We start from the raw sequence: 19,192 nt of genomic DNA on the forward strand, positions 1-19,192 counted from the left end.
TGGCTAGCGGTGGTCGGTGCCGGGCGGCATGCCCTCGTGGACCGTCGGCGGGGAACCCTCGCGGCGGTCGATGATCGTGAACCGGCGCCAGAGGCCGGACACCTGCAGCGGCCGGGCCACGGTGCCCGAGTCGACCACCAGGGGCATCTCGATGCCGCGGGGCTCGGCCAGCCGCTCCAGCTGGACCAGGATCGACATGCCGGCGGAGTTCATGAAGGTGACGTCGCAGAGCTCCAGCTCGACGCGGTTCAGCGACGGCGAGTTGAGCATCAGGTCGGTCATCGCGCGCACCAGCGGGCGGCGGCTCTCCTCGGTGAGCTCGCCGGCGACCCGGATCTGCGCCGTCGACTCGTCCGGCTGGGCGGTGGTCACCCGTACCCCCTCGCCGGTCAGCTCGGCGACGCGGGGGCTGTCAGGGCTCGGGGCGGCGGTGCCAGGAGCGGTCTCGTCCATGTCCCGGCTGTGCCCGGCCACCCGCCGCTTCATGCCCGTGACGCCTCGTATCGTCGAGGTGGAGCGGGAGCGGAGGGGGGGCGGAGTGACCGAGCGGAAGCCCGAGGGGATGTCCTTCGACACCTGGGTGGAGCGGCAGATCGACCGCGCGCGGGCCGACGGCGCCTTCGACGACCTCGGCCCGGCCGGCAAGCCGCTGCCCCGCCGCGACCGCGAGGAGACCGCCTACGACTGGGCGCTGGCCTGGGCCCGCCGGGAGGACGGCGACGCCGGGACGCTGGTCGCCGGGATGCTGCCGACCGGGTTCACGCTGCGCAAGGAGCGGGAGCAGCTGCCCGCCCTGGTGGCCCGCCAGACCTCGGAGGCGGCGGCCCGCGCCGTCGTGGAGGCGCACAACGCCCGGGTCGACCAGTACTACCGCCGCCCGGTCGAGGGCGTGTGGGTGCCGGTCGGGATGGCCGACGTCGAGGTCGAGCTGGCCCGCTGGCGCGCGACGCGACCGGAGCAGCCGGCCGTTCCCGAGCCCGAGCCGGTCACGACGGTCCGCCGGCGCTGGTGGCGGGTTCGGCGCAGCGCCGCCGGGTAGGGGCGGGGCCCCGACAGGAGGTCATGATGAGCCAGACACCGGACGACGTCCCGGGCACCGACCGGGACCAGGCGCGCGAGAACGTCCTCCACGAGACCCCGCTCGTGCCCGAGTCGGTGGCGGACACCGGCGACGACCCGCGCAGCACGGACGCCCCGGTCAACCGCGGCGACGCCGGCCAGGACGGCGAGAGCGCCAAGCCCCCGGTCGGGGACACGGACCCGGGCGCCTGAGCGACGGCGGACCTGACCGTCGTGCTCCGTCCACCGCGGGTGGGCAGAGCACGACGGTGCCCCGGCCTACAGCAGGTCGAACTCGTTGAAGGCCGCACCGCCGGAGAGCAGCGCGTAGCCGGGTCCACGGTCGAAGAACGGCTCGGTCTCCGGGCGGTCCGCCCGCATCGCGGCGCGCAGCTGCCCGGTGGCGGTCTCGTCGGCGGTGCCGTCCTCCCGGACGACCACCCCGTAATCGCGGTGGGCGCCCTCGATGCTGACCTTCCGCCACGCGATGTCGCGCAGCACCTCCTCGACCGGGCGGTCCAGCGGGTCGCCCCAGCCGCCACCGCCCGTCGTCCGCACCCGGACGACGGTGCCGGCCTTCAGCGGCTCGGCGTCGGCGAGCGCGTCGACCTCGTGCTCGTCGGGACCGCCCGGGTCGACGGTGATGGAGAACGGCCGCCCGGCCTTGCCGCCGTTGACGCCCCAGCAGGACAGGATCGAGCGGTCGGCGATGGACATGAAGTGCGCGTCGCGCAGCACCCGGATGTCCTTCTCGTAGCCGCAGCCACCGCGGTAGCGACCCGGGCCACCGGAGTCCTTCGCCAGGGCCAGCCGCTCGATCCGCAGCGGGAAGCGCGACTCGGTGAACTCGGTGGGCAGGTTCCGGGAGTCCGGGACGACGTGGATGGTGTCCTCGCCGTCGGCGTAGTACCGCCCGCCCGAGCCGCCGCCGAGCACCTCGCGCATCAGGTACGGCTCGCCGTTGGCGTCGGTGCCGTACACGCCGGTGTACCGGATCGTCTCCTGGTCGGCGGGCATCCGGCCGCCGGTGGCCTTGGCCAGCACCCCGGCGAGCACGCCGAGCAGCCGCAGGATGACGAACGTCCGGGCGTTGGTGGGCGCCGGGAAGATCGGGGTGAGCAGCGTGCCCTTCTCCGGGAAGCGCATCTCGATCAGCGGCACGACGCCCTCGTTGACGTCGAGCTCGGCCATCCGCTCCGGGCTCTCGGCGAGATTGCGCAGGATCGGGGCGAGCCACTTCTTCAGGAAGTTGCCGTCGGCGTAGTCGCCGCAGTGGTTGATCGGACCCTTGGCCTGCGGCCCGGTGCCGGTGAAGTCGATGACCAGCGGGACGTCCTTGCTGGAGTCCATGGTCAGCGTGATCCGCTGCCGGTGCAGCTGCGGCTCCTCGACGCCGTCGTGCTCGGCGTAGTCCTCCCAGACGTAGGAGCCGTCGGGGATCTGGGACAGGATCTCGCGGCGGTAGACCTCGGTGGAGCTGGACAGGATCGCCTCGAAGCAGGCCTCGACCGCGGCGACGCCGTACCGGTCGAAGAGCTCGCCCAGCCGGCGGGCGCCGACCAGGCAGGCGGAGCACTCGGCGTCGAGGTCGGCGGCGAGCGAGTCGGGCATCCGCGAGTTGCGTGTCATGATCGTCAGCGCCGCGTCGTTGCGGACGCCGCGGTCCCACAGCTTGATCGGGGGGACCATCAGGCCCTCCTCGAACACGCTGGTCGCCGCCGACGGCATCGAGCCCGGCACCGCGCCGCCGATGTCGTCGTGGTGGCCGAACGCCTGGATGAACGCGACCACCTCGGGGGTGCCGTCGGCCGCCGCCGCGAACACCGGCACCGTGACGCACAGGTCGGGCAGGTGGCCGATCCCGCCCTCGGAGAGGTAGACGTCGTTGTGGAAGAAGACGTCGCCGGGGTTCATCGTGTCGATCGGGTGGTCGCGGACCACCGGGTGCACCAGCGCCGAGTACGACCGGCCGGTGAGCTTGCGCAGCTGGCGGTCGTGGATGCCGGCCCGGAAGTCGTGTGCGTCGCGGATCATGGGCGAGCGGGAGGTGCGCCCGATGGAGGTCTCGACCTCCTTCTCGATCGCCGCCAGCGTGCCGGCGACGATCTCGACCAGCACCGGGTCGGCGGCGTCAGTGCCGCCAAAATGGCCATTTTGGCGGTTCATCGGGTGGTCTCCTTCGTGAGCAGCAGGTTCCCGAAGCGGTCGACGGTGGCGAGGAACCCGGGGTGCACCGGGACGGTGGAGCCGAACTCCTCGATCACCGCGGGCCCGGCCACGACGTCGCCGGGGGAGAGGTCCGGCCGCCAGTGCAGCGGCGCGTCGACCCACTCGTCGAAGAACACCCGCCGGGTGCCCCGGCGCGAGTCCCGGCCGGTCGGCGCCGGCTCGACGATCTCCGGACGGCGGATCGGGCCGACGCCACTGACCCGCAGGTTCACCCACTCCACGGCCTGGCGCGGGTCGTCGGCGAAGTCGTAGCCGTACAGCTGGCGGTGGGCGGCGTGGAAGGCGGTGGCCACCGCCTCGATCGCCGCCGCGTCGATCTCACCCTCACCGACCGGCACCCGCACCTCGAACGCCTGGCCGACGTAGCGCAGGTCGGCGGTGCGCTGCATGCGCTGCTCGCTGCGCGGGAAGCCCTCGCCGTCCAGGGCGACCCCGGCCTGGCCCTCGAGGTCGGCGAAGGCGGTGGCCAGCGTGGCGGGGGCGACGTCGGCGTGCCGGGCGACCATCGTCTGCACGTAGTCGTTGCGGACGTCGACGGTCAGCAGCCCGAAGGCGCTGACGTTGCCCGGGTTCGGCGGCACCAGGGTGCGCGGCAGGCCGAGGACGTCCATCAGCCGGCAGGCCAGCAGCGAGCCGGAGCCGCCGAAGGTGGTGAGGGTGAAGTCGCGGACGTCGAGGCCGCGGGCGACGGTGACCTGGCGCAGCGCGTTGGCCTGGTTCCACGCCGAGATCTCCAGGATCCCGGTGGCGGCGCGCTCGACCGACAGGCCCAGCTCCCTGCCGAGTCGCTCCAGCCCCGCGCGGGCGGCGTCGACCGACAGCGGGATCTCACCACCCAGCAGGTGCGGGGGGATGCGGCCGAGGACGACGTGGGCGTCGGTGACCGTCGGTTGCTCGCCGCCGTTGTCGTAGCAGATCGGCCCCGGGTCGGCGCCGGCCGACTTCGGCCCCACCTTGAGCGTGCCCTCCGGCGACAGCCAGGCGATCGAGCCGCCGCCGGCGCCGACGGTCACGACGTCGATCATCGGGATCTTGGACGGGTAGTCGCCCACCGAGCCCTCGGTGGTCAGCGTGGGCTCCCCGTCGATCACCACGGTGACGTCGGTGGAGGTGCCGCCGCCGTCGCAGGTGAGCACCCGGTCGAAGCCGGCGGTGCCGGCGATCAGCGCGGCACCCAGGGCACCGGCGGCGGGGCCGGAGAGCATCGTCGTGATCGGCTGGTGCACCACCTCGGACGCGCTGAGCACGCCGCCGTTGCTCTTCATCACGTAGAAGGGCACACCGGGGGCGATCTCGTCGAGCCGGCGGCGGATGTTGGTGACGTAGGCGCCGACCCGGGGCTTCACGGCGGCGTCGACCAGCGTGGTGACCGACCGCTCGTACTCGCGGTACTCCCGCAGCACCTGCGAGCTGATCGAGACGACGGCGTCGGGATGTTCCACGTGGAGCACCTCGAGCATCGCCTGCTCGTGCGCGTCGTTCGCGTAGGAGTGCAGGAAGCAGACGCCGATGGTGGTGATGCCGGCGTCCCGGAAGAAGCGCGCGGCGGCGACGGCGTCGTCCCGGTCGAAGGGCCGCACCTCGGCACCGGTGACGTCGAGCCGGCCGCGCACCGTGCGGACCAGGTCGGCCGGGACGATCCGCGGCGGCTTGACCCAGAAGTAGCTGTTGCCGTAGCCGTCGGGCACCGACTGCCGGGCGATCTCCAGCACCGACTCGTAGCCCTCGGTGGTGATGAACCCGATCCGGTCGAGCTTGCCCTCGAGCAGCTGGTTGGTGGCGACCGTCGTCCCGTGGCTCACCGCGGTGACCGCCGTGCCGTCCAGGCCCAGCTGGCCGAGCACCTTCTGCACGCCGGCGAGGAACCCCTCGGCCGGGTCGGCCGGGGTGGACGGCGTCTTGGTGGTGGCGACCTCACCGGTCGCCTCGTCGACGGCGACGACGTCGGTGAACGTGCCCCCGGTGTCGATCCCGATGCGTACCCGGCGCCCGCTCATGTCGAGAAACCTTAGCGGTGAGATACCGCCGCCGGAAGGCCCTCCCCGTGGACGTCGCGGCAGGCGCTGGACGGGCGTCGGCTGTCGTTCCGTCGGTGGGGCTGGCTAGCGTCGGTACATGGCTGACCGCCCGCGGATGACGTTGACCGCCACGGTGCTCGACACCCCGGACCCGCGCGGGCTGGCCCGGTTCTACGCCACCCTGCTCGACTGGCCGATCGACACCGACGACCCGGAGTGGGTGACGCTGCGCCCGGGTGGCCCGGCGCTCTCCTTCCAGCTGGAGCCCGACCACGTGCCGCCGGTCTGGCCCGCCGGTCCCGGCGACCCGCGGATGCAGGTGCACCTGGACATCGCCGTCGACGACCTGGACGCGGCCAGCGCGTTCGCCCGGTCGCTGGGCGCCACACCGGCCGCGTTCCAGCCGCAGGAGCACGTCCGGGTGCACCTCGACCCGGCCGGCCACCCGTTCTGCCTCTACCTGCCCGAGTAGGTCAGGCGTCCGCCCGCGGCTGCCCTGGTGGGTCCAGCAGCGCGTTCCGCAGGCCGCCACCGGCGTGCACGGGGGTGCCGGCGCCGGTGAGCCGGTCGCGGAGGAACGCGACCACCTCGGCCCGGACGTCGTTGGTGGGGTGGCCGGGTCCCTCGACCTCGGGGTGGGTCAGCACCCGGTGCGCAGCTCTGCTGATGCCGGCGGGGTTGCCGGCGCGGGAGCTGATCACGATCGGCAGCCAGCCGTCGCCGAAGGCGGCGCGCAGGGTGCGGAAGCGGTCGGGCGGGCAGATCTTGTCCTCGCTGAACCGGAGGCCCAGCAGGCGCAGCCCCTCGCCGTGCACCCGCTCGATGACGGCGTCCCGCTCCTCGTCGGACATCCCCAGGTCGCCCCGCCGTCCGGGCGAGACGCCGAAGGGCAGCGACGGGTGGCTCGCCACCGGTGCGAGCACCACCGGCTCGGTGGCGGCCGCGAGCGCGAACCCGCCGCTGATGCCGGCGCCGACCACGCCGACGCCCGGTCCGCCGAGGCGGTCGTGCAGCCGGCGGGCGACGGCTCGGACGTAGCGGGCCACCGGCCGGTCGGTGCGCGTGCCGAACATGCGGAACTCACGCGTGAGGCAGGCCCGCGCCGTCGACCCCAGCGCGTACGCGGGGGAGAGCGGGCGGCCGGGCTCACCCAGCAGCGAGACGACGGTGACGGTGAAGCCGGCCTCGACCAGGTGGTCGGCCAGTCCCAGCACCTGAGGCGTCACGCCGGGGACCTCCGGCAGCAGCACGACCCCGGGTCCGGAGCCGCGCGAGAACAGGGTGTGGGTGATGCCGGCGTCGGTGAAGTCCTCGGACGTCCAGACTGCCAGTGCTGACGACTCTGTCATCGCCTGATCGTGGCGCACGGGGCACCGATCGGTCGAGACCTCGGCGCAGCAGGGGGCGACGGGTCAGTCGGTGAGCTGGCGCAGGATCCGCTCCAGCGTCGCCCGGTCCTCGGCCGACAGCCGGCCGAACAGCTCGGTGGAGTCGGCGGCCCGCGCCTCGTCGACCTCGCGCTGCACCGTGCGGCCGGCGTCGGTGGCCACCAGCACCACGGCGCGCCGGTCGCGCGGGTCGGCGGTGCGCTCGACCAGCCCGCGCTCGGCCAGGCCGTCGGCGACCTCCGTCGCCGAGCGGGGGGCGATGCGCAGCGCCTCGGCGAGCTCGGAGAGCCGGACGCCGTCCCGCGAGCAGACGACGCGCAGCGCGCGGGCCTGGTGCGGCGACAGGTCCCAGGGCGCCAGCGTGGCGGTGAACCGGCGGCGCAGCGTGCGCGCGACCCGCATCAGCAGGTCGCCCAGGGTCGCCGTCCCGCCGTCGCGCATGCCCGGAACAGTACCGACGGATGCGCGGTTACCACACCGTGAGGTAACCTCAGCAAGCTTCGAGAGAGGGGTGGTCGCCATCGACGACACCTTCCAGCCCGGCCGGGGAGGCGGGCGCCCCGCCGGGCGGCCCGACCCGGCCGACCGCGCGCAGCTGGAGCGCTCGCCCGTCCGGTGGTCCCGGGTGGCCGGGCTGTTCCGCCCCTACCGCGCGCAGCTCGCCACAGTGGTCGTGCTCATCGTGGCCAGCTCCGCCATCGCGCTGGCCACGCCGTTCCTCATCCGGCTGGTCATCGACGAGGCCATCCCCGCGCAGGACGTCCCGCTGCTGGTCTGGGCGGTCGTCGGCATGATCGGCGTCGCGGCGGTGACCGCCGTCCTCGGCGTGCTGCAGACCTGGCTGTCCACCACGGTCGGCCAGCACGTCATGCACGGCCTGCGGACGTCGGTCTTCACCCACCTGCAGCGCCAGTCGCTGGGCTTCTTCACCCGCACCAAGGGCGGCGAGGTCCAGTCGCGGCTGACCAACGACATCGGTGGCATGCAGTCGGTGGTCACCTCCACCGCCACGTCCTTCGCCGCCAACGCCACCACGGTGATCGGCACGGTGATCGCGATGGTCGCGCTGAGCTGGCGGCTGTCGCTGCTGTCGCTGATCGTGCTGCCGCCGGCGATCTGGCTCACCCGCAGGGTCGCCCGGATGCGCCGCACCATCACCGCGCAGCGGCAGCGCTCCCTCGCCGACCTGCACTCCCAGGTCGAGGAGGGGCTCAGCGTCAGCGGCGTGCTGCTGGGCAAGACCCTCGGCGCCGGGCCCGCGCAGTCGGCCCGGTTCGCCACCACCTCCGACCACCTGGTCGCCCTGGAGGTCCGCTCCCAGCTGGCCGGCCGCTGGCGGATGGCCACGATGAGCATCGTCTTCGCCGGCATCCCGGCGCTGATCTACCTGGCCGCGGGCCTGCCCGCGACGTCCGGCGGGATGACGATCGGCACGCTGGTCGCCTTCACCACGCTGCAGGGCGCGCTGTTCCGCCCGCTGATGGGCCTGCTCGACATCGGGGTCTCGCTGACCGCCTCGATGGCGCTGTTCAGCCGGGTGTTCGAGTACCTGGACCTGCCGGTCGACATCGACGACCCGGCGCAGCCGGTCCCGCTGGGCGACGTCCGCGGCGAGGTGCGGTTCGAGCACGTCGGCTTCCGCTACGCCGACGGGCACCGCGACGCGCTGACCGACGTCGACCTGACCGTGCCGGCCGGCGCGACGCTGGCGCTGGTGGGGGAGACCGGGTCGGGCAAGAGCACGCTGGCCTCCCTGGTGGCGCGGCTCAACGACCCGACCAGCGGCCGGGTGACCATCGACGGCGTCGACGTGCGGGACGTGACGCTGGCCGACCTGGCCCGCGCCGTCGGCGTCGTCGCCCAGGAGACCTACCTGCTGCACGGCACGATCGCCGAGAACCTCCGGCACGCCAAGCCCGACGCCACCGACGCCGAGCTGGTCGACGCCGCCCGGCGGGCCCAGGTGCACGAGGTCATCGCCGCGCTGCCGGCCGGCTACGACACCGTGGTCGGCGCCCGCGGGCACCGGTTCTCCGGCGGGGAGAAGCAGCGCCTGGCGATCGCCCGCACGCTGCTGCGCGACCCGCGGGTGCTGGTGCTCGACGAGGCGACCAGCGCGCTGGACAACGCCACCGAGCGCGCGGTACAGACGGCGCTGGACGAGGTCAGCCACGGCCGCACGACCATCACCATCGCGCACCGGCTCTCCACCGTGCGGGACGCCGACCTGATCGCGGTGCTCGCGCAGGGCCGGGTGGTCGAGCAGGGCACCCACGAGGAGCTGCTCGCCCGCGGCGGTCGCTACGCCGCCCTCGCCGGCGCCGCGGAGCGGGAGGCCGTGCTGACCGGCTGACCGGCTGACCTCAGAGACTGAAGCACCCAATAGCGGCAGTGTCAGCCGTCGTGTGTGACCCGGAAGCCGACATCAAGAAAGCCGATGTTCGTGCCGATCGCACACATGTGGAGAAGTCACTGACGACGAGCGGCGACCTGTTTCGCACCGGCCAACATGAGACCGAGCGTCAGGCGTGGACCCGAAGAATCACAGGTTTGGCCTCCGCCCTGCCTGCAGGGGTGGCGTACTACCTGACCATTCAGGGCGGGAAGGCGGACATCGCCGCTACCGACGTCGTAGCGGCCTGTGCGGGTGTTGTCTTGGCCCTTGTCACAGGACTCGTGCTCGAGAGTCGAGGTCGCGGATGGGTGGCAGTGGTTGTAGCGATCGCACTGGGAGGCCTGCTGGCGCTCGGGCTCTCCATCCCGAATGCTGGACCGACTGAAACGGGTGTTGTCGTCGCGATTGCCTACCTTGTGGGCGCGGCGATCGTTGCCGTGCACGACTTCAGTAAGTACAGGCGCCCCTCTCGCTCGACTCGGGCGGCCACGTGGACCGTTGGTGCCGGGGAGGTCGTGACCCTTGTCGAGTGCAATTCGTGCGGCAAGGCTGTTTGCGCTCAGCCGACCTCGGCGGACAAGACCGTTTCCACCGAAACCCGCGCCACGGCACCGGTTCTCTCGTCCCCAGCCGGTGATCCGGTGACCCCGGCACCGTCGGGTACGGCCGCTGTCGCCTCGACTCGCCCGTCATCGGTGCAGGCTGGCGGAAAGCGGACGCGGACGCTCGGGCTGGTCGTTGTGGGCGGAACTCTCCTGCTCGTGGGCGCCGGTGTCCAACTGCGCCGACGCTGACGGGGAGTGAGCCTCGCCGCAGTCGGGTCGGTGCCGGAACAGTTCGCCCGCGCAACGACCTTGCTGACGGCATGGACCTGTTCTCCCCCGTGACGCTCGGCGACCTCGAGCTCGCCAACCGCGTCGTGATGGCCCCGCTGACCCGCATGCGCGCCGGTGCCTCCGGCATCCCGAACGACCTGCTGGTCGAGCACTACGCCCAGCGCGCCTCGATCGGCCTGATCATCACCGAGGGCACCTACCCGCGGTTCGAGTCGCAGGCCTTCGTCGGCCAGCCCGGCATCGTCACCGACGAGCAGGCCGCCGGCTGGGCGCGCGTCGCCGAGGCGGTGCACGCCCGCGGCGGGCGGATCGTCCTGCAGCTGATGCACGGCGGCCGGGTCACCCACCCGGACGTCAACGGCGGACGCCGGGTCGAGGCGCCCAGCGCGATCGCCATCGACGGTGCGGGTCACACGGAGAAGGGCAAGCAGCCGTACCCGGTGCCGCACGCCCTCACCACCGAGGAGGCCGCGCAGGTCCGCGACGACTTCGCCGCCGCCGCCCGGCGCGCGGTCGACGCCGGTCTGGACGGTGTGGAGGTGCACGGTGCCAACGGCTACCTGCTGCACGAGTTCCTCTCGCCGGCGTCCAACCAGCGCGACGACGTCTACGGCGGCACACCGGAGAACCGCGCCCGCTTCGTCGTCGAGGTGGTCACCGCGGTCGCCGAGGCCGTCGGTGCCGGCAAGGTCGGGCTGCGCATCTCGCCCGAGCACAACATCCAGGACGCGCTGGAGACCGACCGGGACGACGTCCTGGCCACCTACGGCACCCTGGTCGACCAGCTGGCGCCGCTGGGCCTGGCCTACCTGTCGATCCTGCACGCCGAGCCGGCCGGTGACCTGGTCCAGGAGCTGCGCCGCCGCTTCGGCGGCCCGCTGGTCGCCAACAGCGGGTTCGGCACCGTGACCACCCGCGCGGAGGCGGTCGCCCTGATCGAGGCGGCGCACGCCGAGGCCGTCGCCGTCGGCCGGGCCGCGATCGCCAACCCCGACCTGGTCGAGCGCTGGCAGGGTGAGCACCCGGAGAACCAGCCGAACGCGAGGCTGTTCTACGCCGCCGGCGCGGAGGGATACACCGACTACCCGACCCTGCAGCTCAGCCAGAGCTGACCGGGGGCCCACCCTCCAGGCGGAAACGGGGGCGCGCCTCCGGGGCCGCCCGCGGTTCGCTGGGAGGGTGGGCACCCCCAGGCACGCAGCACCCGCGCGCCGGGCCCACCCCACCGCGACCTTCGCCGTCCTGGCCACCGGTGTGGTCGCCTTCGCGCTGCTGCAGTCGCTGGTCACCCCGGTGCTGCCCGCGCTGCAGCGGGAGCTGGACACCACCCAGGCCGACGTCACCTGGGTGATGACCGCCTACCTGCTCTCGGCGTCGGTCTGCACGCCGATCATGGGCCGGCTGGGCGACATGGCCGGCAAGAAGCGGATGCTCGTCGTCACCTTGGTGGCGCTGGCCGTCGGCTGCCTGCTCGCCGCGCTGGCCGAGGACCTGACGGTGATGATCGTGGCGCGGGTGGTCCAGGGGATCGGCGGCGGCATGCTGCCGCTGTCCTTCGGCATCATCCGCGACGAGCTGCCCGCCCCACGGGTGCCGGGCGCGATCGGGACGATCTCCGCGATGCTCGCCGTCGGCGCGGGCGCCGGTCTCGTGCTGGCCGGCCCGATCGTCGACGCCCTGGACCACACCTGGCTGTTCTGGCTGCCGATGATCGCGCTGGTCTGCGCCGCGCTCGCCGCGCAGATGGTCGTCCCGGAGTCGCGGGAGCGCACGCGCGGATCGATCAACTGGGGCGCCGCGCTGCTGCTCTCCGGCTGGCTGGTCGCCTTGCTGCTGCCGGTCAGCCGGGCGCCGGCGTGGGGCTGGAGCTCCCCCCGCGTGCTGGGACTGCTGGCCCTCGCCGCCGTGCTCGCCGTCGCCTGGGGGGTCGTCGAGTACCGCGCCGCCCAGCCACTGGTGGACATGCGGATGATGCGGGTCCGGGCCGTGTGGACCAACAACCTGGTGGCGCTGCTGGTCGGCTTCGGGATGTACGCCGCGTTCGCCTTCGTGCCGCAGTTCCTGCAGACGCCGACCTCCGCCGGCTACGGGTTCGGGGCCTCGATCACCGAGTCCGGGCTGATGAACCTGCCGCAGACGGTGGCCTCGTTCGTGCTGGGCCTGGCCGCCGGCCGGCTGGCGCTGCGGTTCGGGTCGAAGAACCTGCTCGTCCTCGGCACGCTGCTGACCGCCGCCGGCTACGCCCTCTTCGCCCTGGTGCACGGCGAGCGCTGGGAGGTCTACGCGATCTCCACCGTGATCGGCGCCGGGTTCGGGCTGGCGTTCGCCGCGATGTCGAACTTGGTGGTGGCGGCCGTGCCGCCGCACCAGACCGGCGTCGCCAGCGGGATGAACGCCAACATCCGCACCGTGGGCGGCTCGATCGGTGCCGCGGTGATGGCCGCGGTGGTCACCGCGCACGCCGGGCCGACCGGGCTGCCGGCCGAGAGCGGCTACACCGCCGGGTTTCTGATGCTGGCCGGAGCGCTGGTGCTCGGCGCGCTGGCGGCGCTGCTGATCCCCTCCGTGCGCCGGGACCCGGGGACGCACGGCGAGCCCGACGTCGAGCTGCGCCACCCCGAGGCCGGGCTGGTCGCCGGCGGCACCCTGGTGGGCAAGGACGGCGAGTGACCGCCCGCACCTGCTCCCCGGGCCGGCGGAAACCGCTGGACACGGTCAGGACCGTCCGACACCGTCCCGGCGGTGTCCGTCGTCCTGCGCGCGTACGAGCCCGGTGACTGGGACGCCGTCGCGCGGGTGCACGACGCCGCCCGGGTGCAGGAGCTGGCCGCCTCGGTCGGGGTGGCCGCGTTCCTGACCCTGGCGGAGACCGCCGAGGACGAGGGGCTGTTCGACGACCGGGTCTGGGTCGCCGAGGCCGACGGCGCGGTGGTCGGCTTCCCCGCCTTCGCCGACGCCGAGGTCACCTGGATGTACGTCCACCCCGACCACCAGGGGCGGGGGATCGGGCGGGAGCTGCTCCGGCACGCGGTGGCCCACGCCGCCGCGGCCGGCCTTGACCGGGTGGAGCTCACGGTGCTCGACGGCAACCCGGCCCGCCGGCTGTACGGGCGGGAGGGCTTCGCCCTGGTGGAGACCCGGAGCGGGCGGCTGGCCGGGAACGAGGCCTTCGGCGGGGCTGTCGTGGCTGATCCTCGCCGGGCTGGCCGATCCAGCCGTCTCCTGGGACGGCGCCGTCCAGGCGGCGCTGACCGCGGTGGGCGCCGGGGCGGCGTTCGCGCTGGTCGGCCTGGGCGTCGGCGCGGCGACGGCGAACGCCCCGGCGGCGCTGACCGGCCTCTACCTGGCGATCCTGGGCCTGATGCAGGTCATCCGCGCCTGGGACATGCAGGTCGCCGACGCCGTCGACCCCGCACAGGCGGTGCTGCGGTTCGGCCGCGGCGATGCGGAGGTGGCCTCGCTGCTGACGATGGGCGGCTGGGTGGTCGTCGCGCTGGTCGCGGGTTGGCTGCTCAGCCGGCGGCGTCCCGTGCAGTGCCCCCCCACCGGCTGCGGCCGGGACCCGGTTCGCCGGCTCCCGGCCGTCGGCGCGGGGTCAGACGTGCTGCCGGACCTCGGCGAGGAATGCGGCCGGGTCGTCGGCGAAGAGGCTGATCCGGTGCACCGTCGTGGTGCCCTCGGGGAGCCGGACGGTGATCGGCTGGTCGAGCTCGACGTCGATGTTGGTCCGGTCCTGCATCCAGAGGTGCAGGGTGACCGTGCCGGCCGCGTCCCGGGTGAGCCGCGGTGCCTTCTCCACCCGGGCATCGAGCCGCCGGGTCACCGCAGTGATCGCGGACCACGGCAGGGCGACGTCCACCTCGGTGGACCAGCGGGCGTGGATGCCGTCGGGCCCGACGGAGTGCGGCCGGGTGACCTGGGCCGCGAGGAAGCCGAGCATCCAGGTGACGCCCCAGATGCCGAGGGCCAGCAGCGGCACCCGCACGACCGGCCAGCGGTGGACGAGCAGGTCGACGACGACCAGCTCGAGCACCGACAGCACGATGAAGGTGACGATCAGGGGCAGCACCGCGCGGTGGTAGGTGAACGCGACCGCGCCGGCCGGCACTCGTGGACGGCGGAACAGGAACCGGTACAGGCTCTGCCAGATGCCGATCTCGATGGTGACGGCGCGGCGGGCGAGGTGGGCGACGAGCTGCCACCCCGTCCGACGAAGCCCGACGACGGCGGTCATGGCGCGCTCCCGTCGTCCATCAGCTCGTGCAGCCGCCCGGTCACGGCGTCCAGGTCGGCGGTGAACCGCTCGAGCCGAGCGGCGTCGAAGTCGGAGACCAGGTGGGCGGCGATCTGCCGCCGGCCCTCCGCCATCTCGGTCATCGCCCGGGTGCCCTGCTCGGTCAGCGTCACCAGCGTGGCGCGCCGGTCGGTGGGGTGCGGTGCGCGGCGGGCGAACCCGCCCTTCTCCACAGCGTCGACCAGACCGGTCACGTTCCGCGGGCTGACCTGCAGGGCGGCAGCCAGGGCCTGCTGCGTGGACGGCCCCCGGTGGTGCACCTCCCAGAGCAGGTGCGTCCGGGCCGCGGTGAGGCCGGCCGGCCCCAGTTTCCTGGACATGTCCTGCTGGATGAGCAGGGCGATCTCCAGCAGGCGGTCGAAGACGTGCACGCCGACGGACATGTGGTGACGCTACTTCACCATGAAGCAGGTTCTCCAGTTGCCGTCAGGCGGTGGCAGGCGCGTGCAGCGCCCGGGACGGCGCGGCATGCTGGCGCCGCAGCGCCCACTCGACCAGGGCCAGGTTGACCACCCAGCCGGCCAGCATCGCCGCAACCCGGCCGCCACCGGCGGGTTCGCCGCCCAGCAGCGCCCAGGGCAGATGGGTGAGCACCTGCGTGCCGGCGCCGAGGCCGATCGCGTAGCCGCGGGCCATCCAGGCGCGGTGGGTCATGACGTCGCGCCGCCGGATGGCCACGACCCCGAGCACGATGCAGCCGGCCATGGCGCCGCCGAAGAACAACCGGATCGGGGTCAGCAGCACGTCGTCGGCCGGCGGTCGCGCGTAGAACAGCGTCATCCACACGCCGGAGAGCGCTGCGACGAGCCCGGCGGGGACCAGCACCCGACCGGCGAGCCGGTGCCAGCCGGGCCGGTTCCGGCGGATGCGCGGGACGAACTGGAAGGCCCCCAGCAGGGAGTACACCGTCGCGCTGACGATGTGCGCGACCACGGGTGCCGGCGCGGCGACGAACCGGGCGTTGGCCGCGGTCACCTCCGGGTCGCCGGCGAGCTCGCCGATCCGGACCGCACCGGCGAGCACCGGCACGAGGCTGAGCAGGAGGAGACCTGCCAGGACCCACCACTGGCGCCTGCTCGCGCTGCTGGAACCCACGACGAACTCCTCTCGCCTCACGGGTGTACGGCGTACACCAGCTGCCGCAGACGCTAGGTGTACGCCGTACACCTGTCAACGAGGTAGGTTGCCCGGGTGGCTCCTCCGGGGCGGCGCACGCCGCTGAGCACCGACCGGGTGCTGCGCGCCGCGGTCGACCTCGCCGACGCGGTGGGCATCCAGGCGGTGAGCATGCGACGGTTGGCCGCCGAGCTCGGTGTCGTGCCGATGGCGCTCTACAAGCACGTGGCGAGCAAGGACCAGCTCCTCGACGGGATGGTCGACGTGGTCGTCGGGGAGTTCGAGCCCGCCGACCCGGCGCTGGGCTGGCAGGCCGCGGTGCGGGCGCGGGTGCTCTCGGCCCGGCGCGCGGTGCTGCGGCACCCGTGGGCGCGTGAGGCGATCGAGTCGCGCACCCGCCGGACGCCGGCGGTGCTCGGGTACATGGACTCGCTGGCCGGCACGTTCCGCCGCGGGGGGTTCTCCGCCGACCTGACCCACCACGTGATGCACGCGCTGGGCAACCGGATCTGGGGGTTCAGCCCCGAGCTGTTCGACGAGCCGCCGGCTCCGGATGCCGCACCGCCGCCGGTCGAGGAGCAGCAGGCGCTGGCGGCGGAGTTCGCCGAGAAGTACCCCCACATCCTGGAGATCGCGGTGGCGGCGACCTCCGGGGACCTGTCCGGCGTGGGCGGGGGGTGTGACGAGCAGTTCGAGTTCGAGTTCGCCCTGGACCTGCTGCTCGACGGCTTCGACCGGCTCCGAGCCGCGGGGTGGAGCTCCACCGCGGCGTCCGGGTGAGCGCGGGCCGGGCCGGGAGCTCGACGGGAGACGGCGGGCGCGGGCAGGGTGAGGGGATGCGATCGAGCGAGCCCGTCCGCTGGGCGCCGGGTCTGTCGGTGCTGACCGACGTCGGCCCGGCGGCGTGGGTGGCCGAGGCGCTGACGCGCACGGCCCGCTCCGCCACGGTGGCGGCGATGGTGCCGCCGGTCTTCCCCGCCTACGTCCGGGTGCTGCCGCCTACCTACGACCCCGAGGAGGGCAAGCCCAGGCACCGGTGGTCGGAGATCGCCGCGCACACCGGGGTGCGGCTGACCGCCGCGACCCGGTTCGACGACCTCGTGGCCGGTAGCGAGGGGTGGGGTCGGCCGTCCGACGGCGGTCTGGACGCGCGGGAGACCGAGGTGCTCGCCCGCGTCCTCCGCGACGTCACCGGGACGCCGGAGACGGCCTACTACTGCCTCTGGGAGGGCTTCGGACTGAAGGAGACGGAGGCCTGGAAAGACCGCTCGATGCGGGTTCGGACCCCGGACCGGGCGTACCACCTGCTCACCGGGCCGGTGGTGGCCGCCCCGGTGCTGCCGACGCCGGTGGAGTGGCGGTGCGCGAGCCTCTGGTGGCCTGCCGACCGGGCCTGGCTGGTGGCCACCGAGATCGACGGCTACCTGACCTACGTCGGTGGCAGCCGAGCGGCGATCGACGTCGTACTCGCCGCCCCCGATCTCGACGCCGTCCCGGTGGAGCCCTCGACCCCGCTCGACCCGAGCTACGGCTGATCGCCGGGGGCGCAGGCGCCTGCTGGTCTGCGACTCGACCTCGAGGCGTCCCCTCGAGCTGGCATCACCCACCACCGCCGGCCGGCTGCCCGGCCACCGGTCAGGTGGGGTGCCCGGCTGTCGTCACCCTCGTCGGCGGCATCGCCTGCGTCACCGAGCCGGCGGCGTACGCCGGCGAGGTGTGGCCCCTGTGTGTTCCGCCTGACTCAGCGGACAGGAACTGGCACCAATGCTCCCTAGCGTCGTGAGTGCCGGGAGACGGACTCCCGCACGACAGGCGAGGAGCCGACCATGAGCGTGACCACGACGACCCACCTGAACTTCCGCGGCGACGCCCGCGCGGCGCTGGAGCACTACCGGTCGGTGTTCGGCGGTGACCTCGCCGTCGTCACCTACGCCGACGCCGGTGCCGTGCAGGACCCGGCCGAGGCCGACCGGGTGATGTGGGGCCAGGTCGCCGCCGGCAACGGCTTCCGGGTGATGGCCTACGACGTCCCCGGGGCCCTGACGTACGCGCCGGGGGAACGGCCGTTCTTCGTCTCGGTGCGCGGCGACGACGCGGCGGAGATCACCGGCTACTGGGAGGCGCTGTCGTCGGGCGCCACCGTCGTGCAGCCGCTGGCCCCATCCGGGTGGGCGCCGCTCTACGGCATGCTCACCGACCGGTTCGGCGTCACCTGGGTGCTCGACGTCGCCGTGGCGTACGCCGACTTCTGACCGGCCTGAGCCTGGCCGGCGCCGCGCCGGCCAGGCTCAGGCAGGGGGTGATGTCTCGTCGTCGGGGGCCGGGCGGTGCCAGCCCTGGTCGACCGAGGCGCGGGCGCGGTCGGGATCGTCCCCGCAGGCGGTGAACAGCGCGCCGAGCAGGAACGGGCCGGAGTCGAGGGTCTCGCGCGGCAGGGGGCCGGTGGCCACCAGCGAGACCAGCCCGTGGCCGATGGTCCAGCTCTGGATCGCCAGCTCCAGCGGGACGACGTCGGCGCGGAAGCGTCCGGCGTCCCGGCTCCGGCGGGCGGCTTGGACCAGGTGCTCCAGCTGATCCCGCGGCTGGCCGACCGGCACCGGGTGATCGCGCCGGACATGCTCGGCTTCGGGCTGTCCGATGCGCCGCCGGTCACGGAGTTCGACTACACGTTCGACGCACTGGCCGACCTGACCGCCGGTCTGCTGCGCGAGCTGGGCGTGACGCGGTACGCGGTCTACGTCCAGGACTACGGCGCCCCGGTCGGCTGGCGGCTGGCGCTGCGCGACCCGGAGGCGATCACCGCGATCGTCACCCAGAACGGCAACGGCTACGACGCCGGCTTCGTCGACAGCTTCTGGGCGCCGGTCTGGGACTACGCCCGGGACCCGAACCCGGCCACCGAGGCGGCGATCCGGACCGCGCTGAGCCTCGACGCGATCCGCTGGCAGTACCTGCACGGGGTCGCCGACGAGACCGTGGTCAGCCCGGACACCTGGCACCACGACTCCGCGCTGGTGTCGCGCCCCGGCAACGACCTCGTCCAGCTGGCGCTGTTCCGTGATTACCGCACGAACCTGCCGCTGTACCCGGCGCTCCACCGGTACCTGCGGGACAGCGGGGTGCCCGTGCTCGCGGTGTGGGGGAGGAACGACGAGATCTTCGGCCCGGACGGGGCGCGCTGCTTCGCCCAGGACGCCGTCGATGCGGAGGTCCACCTGCTCGACGGCGGCCACTTCCTGCTGGAGAGCGCGGGGGGCCAGGTCGCTGCGCTGATCCGCGACTTCCTCGGCCGACGGGTCGCGGGAGCTGCCGCGACCTGATGTCCGGCCGGCGGGCGGCCAGTTCTGCAGCGTGGACGGAGGGCCGGCGGGCGCCCGCCTCCGTTACCGTCCGCCCATGTCACCGGCATCGAGTACGACAGCTGCTCCCGTCGCCGCGGCCGTGCTCGCCATCGCCGGGTGCAGCAGCTCTGCCGCACCCGAGCTGGCCGCGTTCGACCGTCCCGCGACGACGGAGGACGCCGTTCCCGAAGCCGTCGACCTCGCTCAGGACCTCGGCGAGACCCGCTACATCGGTGAGGTGGACGGCGCCCGCGTCTACGCCGCGCAGGGACCGGCCGAGCGCCCGTGGTGCATCGTCGCCCTGACCGGGACCGTCGGGGACGGGGACTGGGTGGCCGGCTCGTCGTGCGCGAACGACGCGGACTTCGGTCGGCGGGGGGTCTGGGTCGGGGTCGGCGGAGCCGAGGTCGAGGGCGGCACCGCACTGCTGCTCCCGGACGACTTCGCCGGAGAGCTGCAGGACGGTTGGCAGGTCGCCGGGCCGAACCTCGGCGAACCCGCCGAGTCGTAGGCGTC

22 protein-coding genes are annotated in these 19,192 nt (G+C 73.6%); 13 read left to right on the forward strand and 9 right to left on the reverse strand.

Annotated features, from left to right (window positions below; all coding sequences use genetic code 11):
* Positions 1–3: 3 nt before the first annotated feature.
* On the reverse strand, positions 4–486 hold the full coding sequence (locus tag ACI79A_RS16315) for an STAS domain-containing protein (RefSeq protein WP_457084803.1): 483 nt from the start codon (positions 484–486) through the stop codon (positions 4–6).
* Positions 487–538: 52 nt separating this feature from the next.
* Between ACI79A_RS16315 and ACI79A_RS16320 the strand changes: the two genes are divergently transcribed.
* Both ACI79A_RS16320 and ACI79A_RS16325 read left to right on the forward strand, forming a co-directional pair.
* Positions 539–1,039: a DnaJ family domain-containing protein gene (locus ACI79A_RS16320; RefSeq protein ID WP_457084804.1), complete on the forward strand. Its 501-nt coding sequence runs from the start codon at positions 539–541 to the stop codon at positions 1,037–1,039.
* Between the two features lie 26 nt (positions 1,040–1,065).
* Positions 1,066–1,272, forward strand: a complete 207-nt coding sequence (locus tag ACI79A_RS16325; protein WP_457084805.1) for a hypothetical protein — start codon at positions 1,066–1,068, stop codon at positions 1,270–1,272.
* A gap of 66 nt (positions 1,273–1,338) precedes the next feature.
* Here the strand turns inward: ACI79A_RS16325 and ACI79A_RS16330 are convergent, their stop codons facing one another.
* Both ACI79A_RS16330 and ACI79A_RS16335 read right to left on the reverse strand, forming a co-directional pair.
* Entirely contained in the window at positions 1,339–3,225 is a 1,887-nt protein-coding gene (locus ACI79A_RS16330; protein WP_457084806.1) for a hydantoinase B/oxoprolinase family protein, read from the reverse strand.
* Positions 3,222–5,285 (reverse strand): hydantoinase/oxoprolinase family protein, encoded by a 2,064-nt coding sequence (locus ACI79A_RS16335; protein ID WP_457084807.1) that lies wholly within the window; start codon positions 5,283–5,285, stop codon positions 3,222–3,224. The genes ACI79A_RS16330 and ACI79A_RS16335 overlap by 4 nt, the downstream gene beginning before the upstream one ends.
* Positions 5,286–5,403: 118 nt before the next feature.
* Here ACI79A_RS16335 and ACI79A_RS16340 point away from each other — a divergent pair, with 118 nt between their 5' ends.
* On the forward strand, positions 5,404–5,778 hold the full coding sequence (locus tag ACI79A_RS16340) for a VOC family protein (protein WP_457084808.1): 375 nt from the start codon (positions 5,404–5,406) through the stop codon (positions 5,776–5,778).
* Position 5,779: 1 nt separating this feature from the next.
* Here ACI79A_RS16340 and ACI79A_RS16345 read toward each other — a convergent pair whose 3' ends face one another.
* Positions 5,780–6,655 (reverse strand): dienelactone hydrolase family protein, encoded by an 876-nt coding sequence (locus ACI79A_RS16345; protein WP_457084809.1) that lies wholly within the window; start codon positions 6,653–6,655, stop codon positions 5,780–5,782.
* A gap of 63 nt (positions 6,656–6,718) precedes the next feature.
* Positions 6,719–7,135 (reverse strand): MarR family winged helix-turn-helix transcriptional regulator, encoded by a 417-nt coding sequence (locus ACI79A_RS16350; RefSeq protein WP_457084810.1) that lies wholly within the window; start codon positions 7,133–7,135, stop codon positions 6,719–6,721.
* Positions 7,136–7,205: 70 nt separating this feature from the next.
* Here ACI79A_RS16350 and ACI79A_RS16355 point away from each other — a divergent pair, with 70 nt between their 5' ends.
* The 5 genes from ACI79A_RS16355 (at position 7,206) to ACI79A_RS16375 (ending at position 13,579) form a co-directional block, all read left to right on the forward strand.
* Positions 7,206–9,047 (forward strand): ABC transporter ATP-binding protein, encoded by a 1,842-nt coding sequence (locus ACI79A_RS16355; protein WP_457084811.1) that lies wholly within the window; start codon positions 7,206–7,208, stop codon positions 9,045–9,047.
* 38 nt (positions 9,048–9,085) lie between these two features.
* On the forward strand, positions 9,086–9,883 hold the full coding sequence (locus ACI79A_RS16360; RefSeq protein ID WP_457084812.1) for a hypothetical protein: 798 nt from the start codon (positions 9,086–9,088) through the stop codon (positions 9,881–9,883).
* 71 nt (positions 9,884–9,954) lie between these two features.
* Entirely contained in the window at positions 9,955–11,037 is a 1,083-nt protein-coding gene (locus tag ACI79A_RS16365; protein WP_457084813.1) for an alkene reductase, read from the forward strand.
* A 67-nt stretch (positions 11,038–11,104) separates the two neighbouring features.
* The gene (locus ACI79A_RS16370; RefSeq protein ID WP_457084814.1) at positions 11,105–12,595 is read left to right on the forward strand and encodes an MFS transporter; all 1,491 of its coding nucleotides are present in this window, start codon (positions 11,105–11,107) and stop codon (positions 12,593–12,595) included.
* Positions 12,596–12,667: 72 nt separating this feature from the next.
* Complete coding sequence (locus ACI79A_RS16375) at positions 12,668–13,579, forward strand: N-acetyltransferase family protein (protein WP_457084815.1); 912 nt, start codon at positions 12,668–12,670, stop codon at positions 13,577–13,579.
* On the opposite strand, the gene ACI79A_RS16380 is transcribed toward ACI79A_RS16375, so the two are convergent.
* From ACI79A_RS16380 to ACI79A_RS16390, 3 genes are read right to left on the reverse strand one after another with little or no spacing between them, the layout of a single operon-like run.
* Positions 13,521–14,159, reverse strand: a complete 639-nt coding sequence (locus ACI79A_RS16380) for a hypothetical protein (RefSeq protein ID WP_457084816.1) — start codon at positions 14,157–14,159, stop codon at positions 13,521–13,523. The two genes, ACI79A_RS16375 and ACI79A_RS16380, sit on opposite strands and share 59 nt — an antisense overlap.
* Positions 14,156–14,602, reverse strand: a complete 447-nt coding sequence (locus ACI79A_RS16385) for a MarR family winged helix-turn-helix transcriptional regulator (protein WP_457084817.1) — start codon at positions 14,600–14,602, stop codon at positions 14,156–14,158. The genes ACI79A_RS16380 and ACI79A_RS16385 overlap by 4 nt, the downstream gene beginning before the upstream one ends.
* A 43-nt stretch (positions 14,603–14,645) precedes the next feature.
* Positions 14,646–15,314 carry a DUF2306 domain-containing protein gene (locus tag ACI79A_RS16390; RefSeq protein ID WP_457084818.1) on the reverse strand — a complete coding sequence of 223 codons (669 nt, stop codon included), beginning with the start codon at positions 15,312–15,314 and terminating at the stop codon, positions 14,646–14,648.
* Between the two features lie 96 nt (positions 15,315–15,410).
* On the opposite strand from ACI79A_RS16390, the gene ACI79A_RS16395 reads away from it, so the two are divergent.
* The 3 genes from ACI79A_RS16395 (at position 15,411) to ACI79A_RS16405 (ending at position 17,587) form a co-directional block, all read left to right on the forward strand.
* Entirely contained in the window at positions 15,411–16,115 is a 705-nt protein-coding gene (locus ACI79A_RS16395; RefSeq protein WP_457084819.1) for a TetR/AcrR family transcriptional regulator, read from the forward strand.
* Positions 16,116–16,171: 56 nt separating this feature from the next.
* Positions 16,172–16,870 (forward strand): hypothetical protein, encoded by a 699-nt coding sequence (locus ACI79A_RS16400; protein ID WP_457084820.1) that lies wholly within the window; start codon positions 16,172–16,174, stop codon positions 16,868–16,870.
* A gap of 291 nt (positions 16,871–17,161) precedes the next feature.
* The gene (locus tag ACI79A_RS16405; protein ID WP_457084821.1) at positions 17,162–17,587 is read left to right on the forward strand and encodes a VOC family protein; all 426 of its coding nucleotides are present in this window, start codon (positions 17,162–17,164) and stop codon (positions 17,585–17,587) included.
* Between the two features lie 36 nt (positions 17,588–17,623).
* Here the strand turns inward: ACI79A_RS16405 and ACI79A_RS16410 are convergent, their stop codons facing one another.
* The gene (locus tag ACI79A_RS16410; protein WP_457084822.1) at positions 17,624–17,932 is read right to left on the reverse strand and encodes a hypothetical protein; all 309 of its coding nucleotides are present in this window, start codon (positions 17,930–17,932) and stop codon (positions 17,624–17,626) included.
* On the opposite strand from ACI79A_RS16410, the gene ACI79A_RS16415 reads away from it, so the two are divergent.
* Together ACI79A_RS16415 and ACI79A_RS16420 are read left to right on the forward strand one after the other, a co-directional pair.
* A complete protein-coding gene (locus tag ACI79A_RS16415; RefSeq protein ID WP_457084823.1) occupies positions 17,897–18,655 on the forward strand; it encodes an alpha/beta fold hydrolase in 759 nt (252 codons plus the stop codon). The two genes, ACI79A_RS16410 and ACI79A_RS16415, sit on opposite strands and share 36 nt — an antisense overlap.
* A 76-nt stretch (positions 18,656–18,731) precedes the next feature.
* Entirely contained in the window at positions 18,732–19,187 is a 456-nt protein-coding gene (locus tag ACI79A_RS16420; protein ID WP_457084824.1) for a hypothetical protein, read from the forward strand.
* The last annotated feature ends 5 nt before the right edge of the window (positions 19,188–19,192 follow it).

The sequence above is a fragment of the Modestobacter sp. SYSU DS0657 genome, assembly GCF_054050925.1.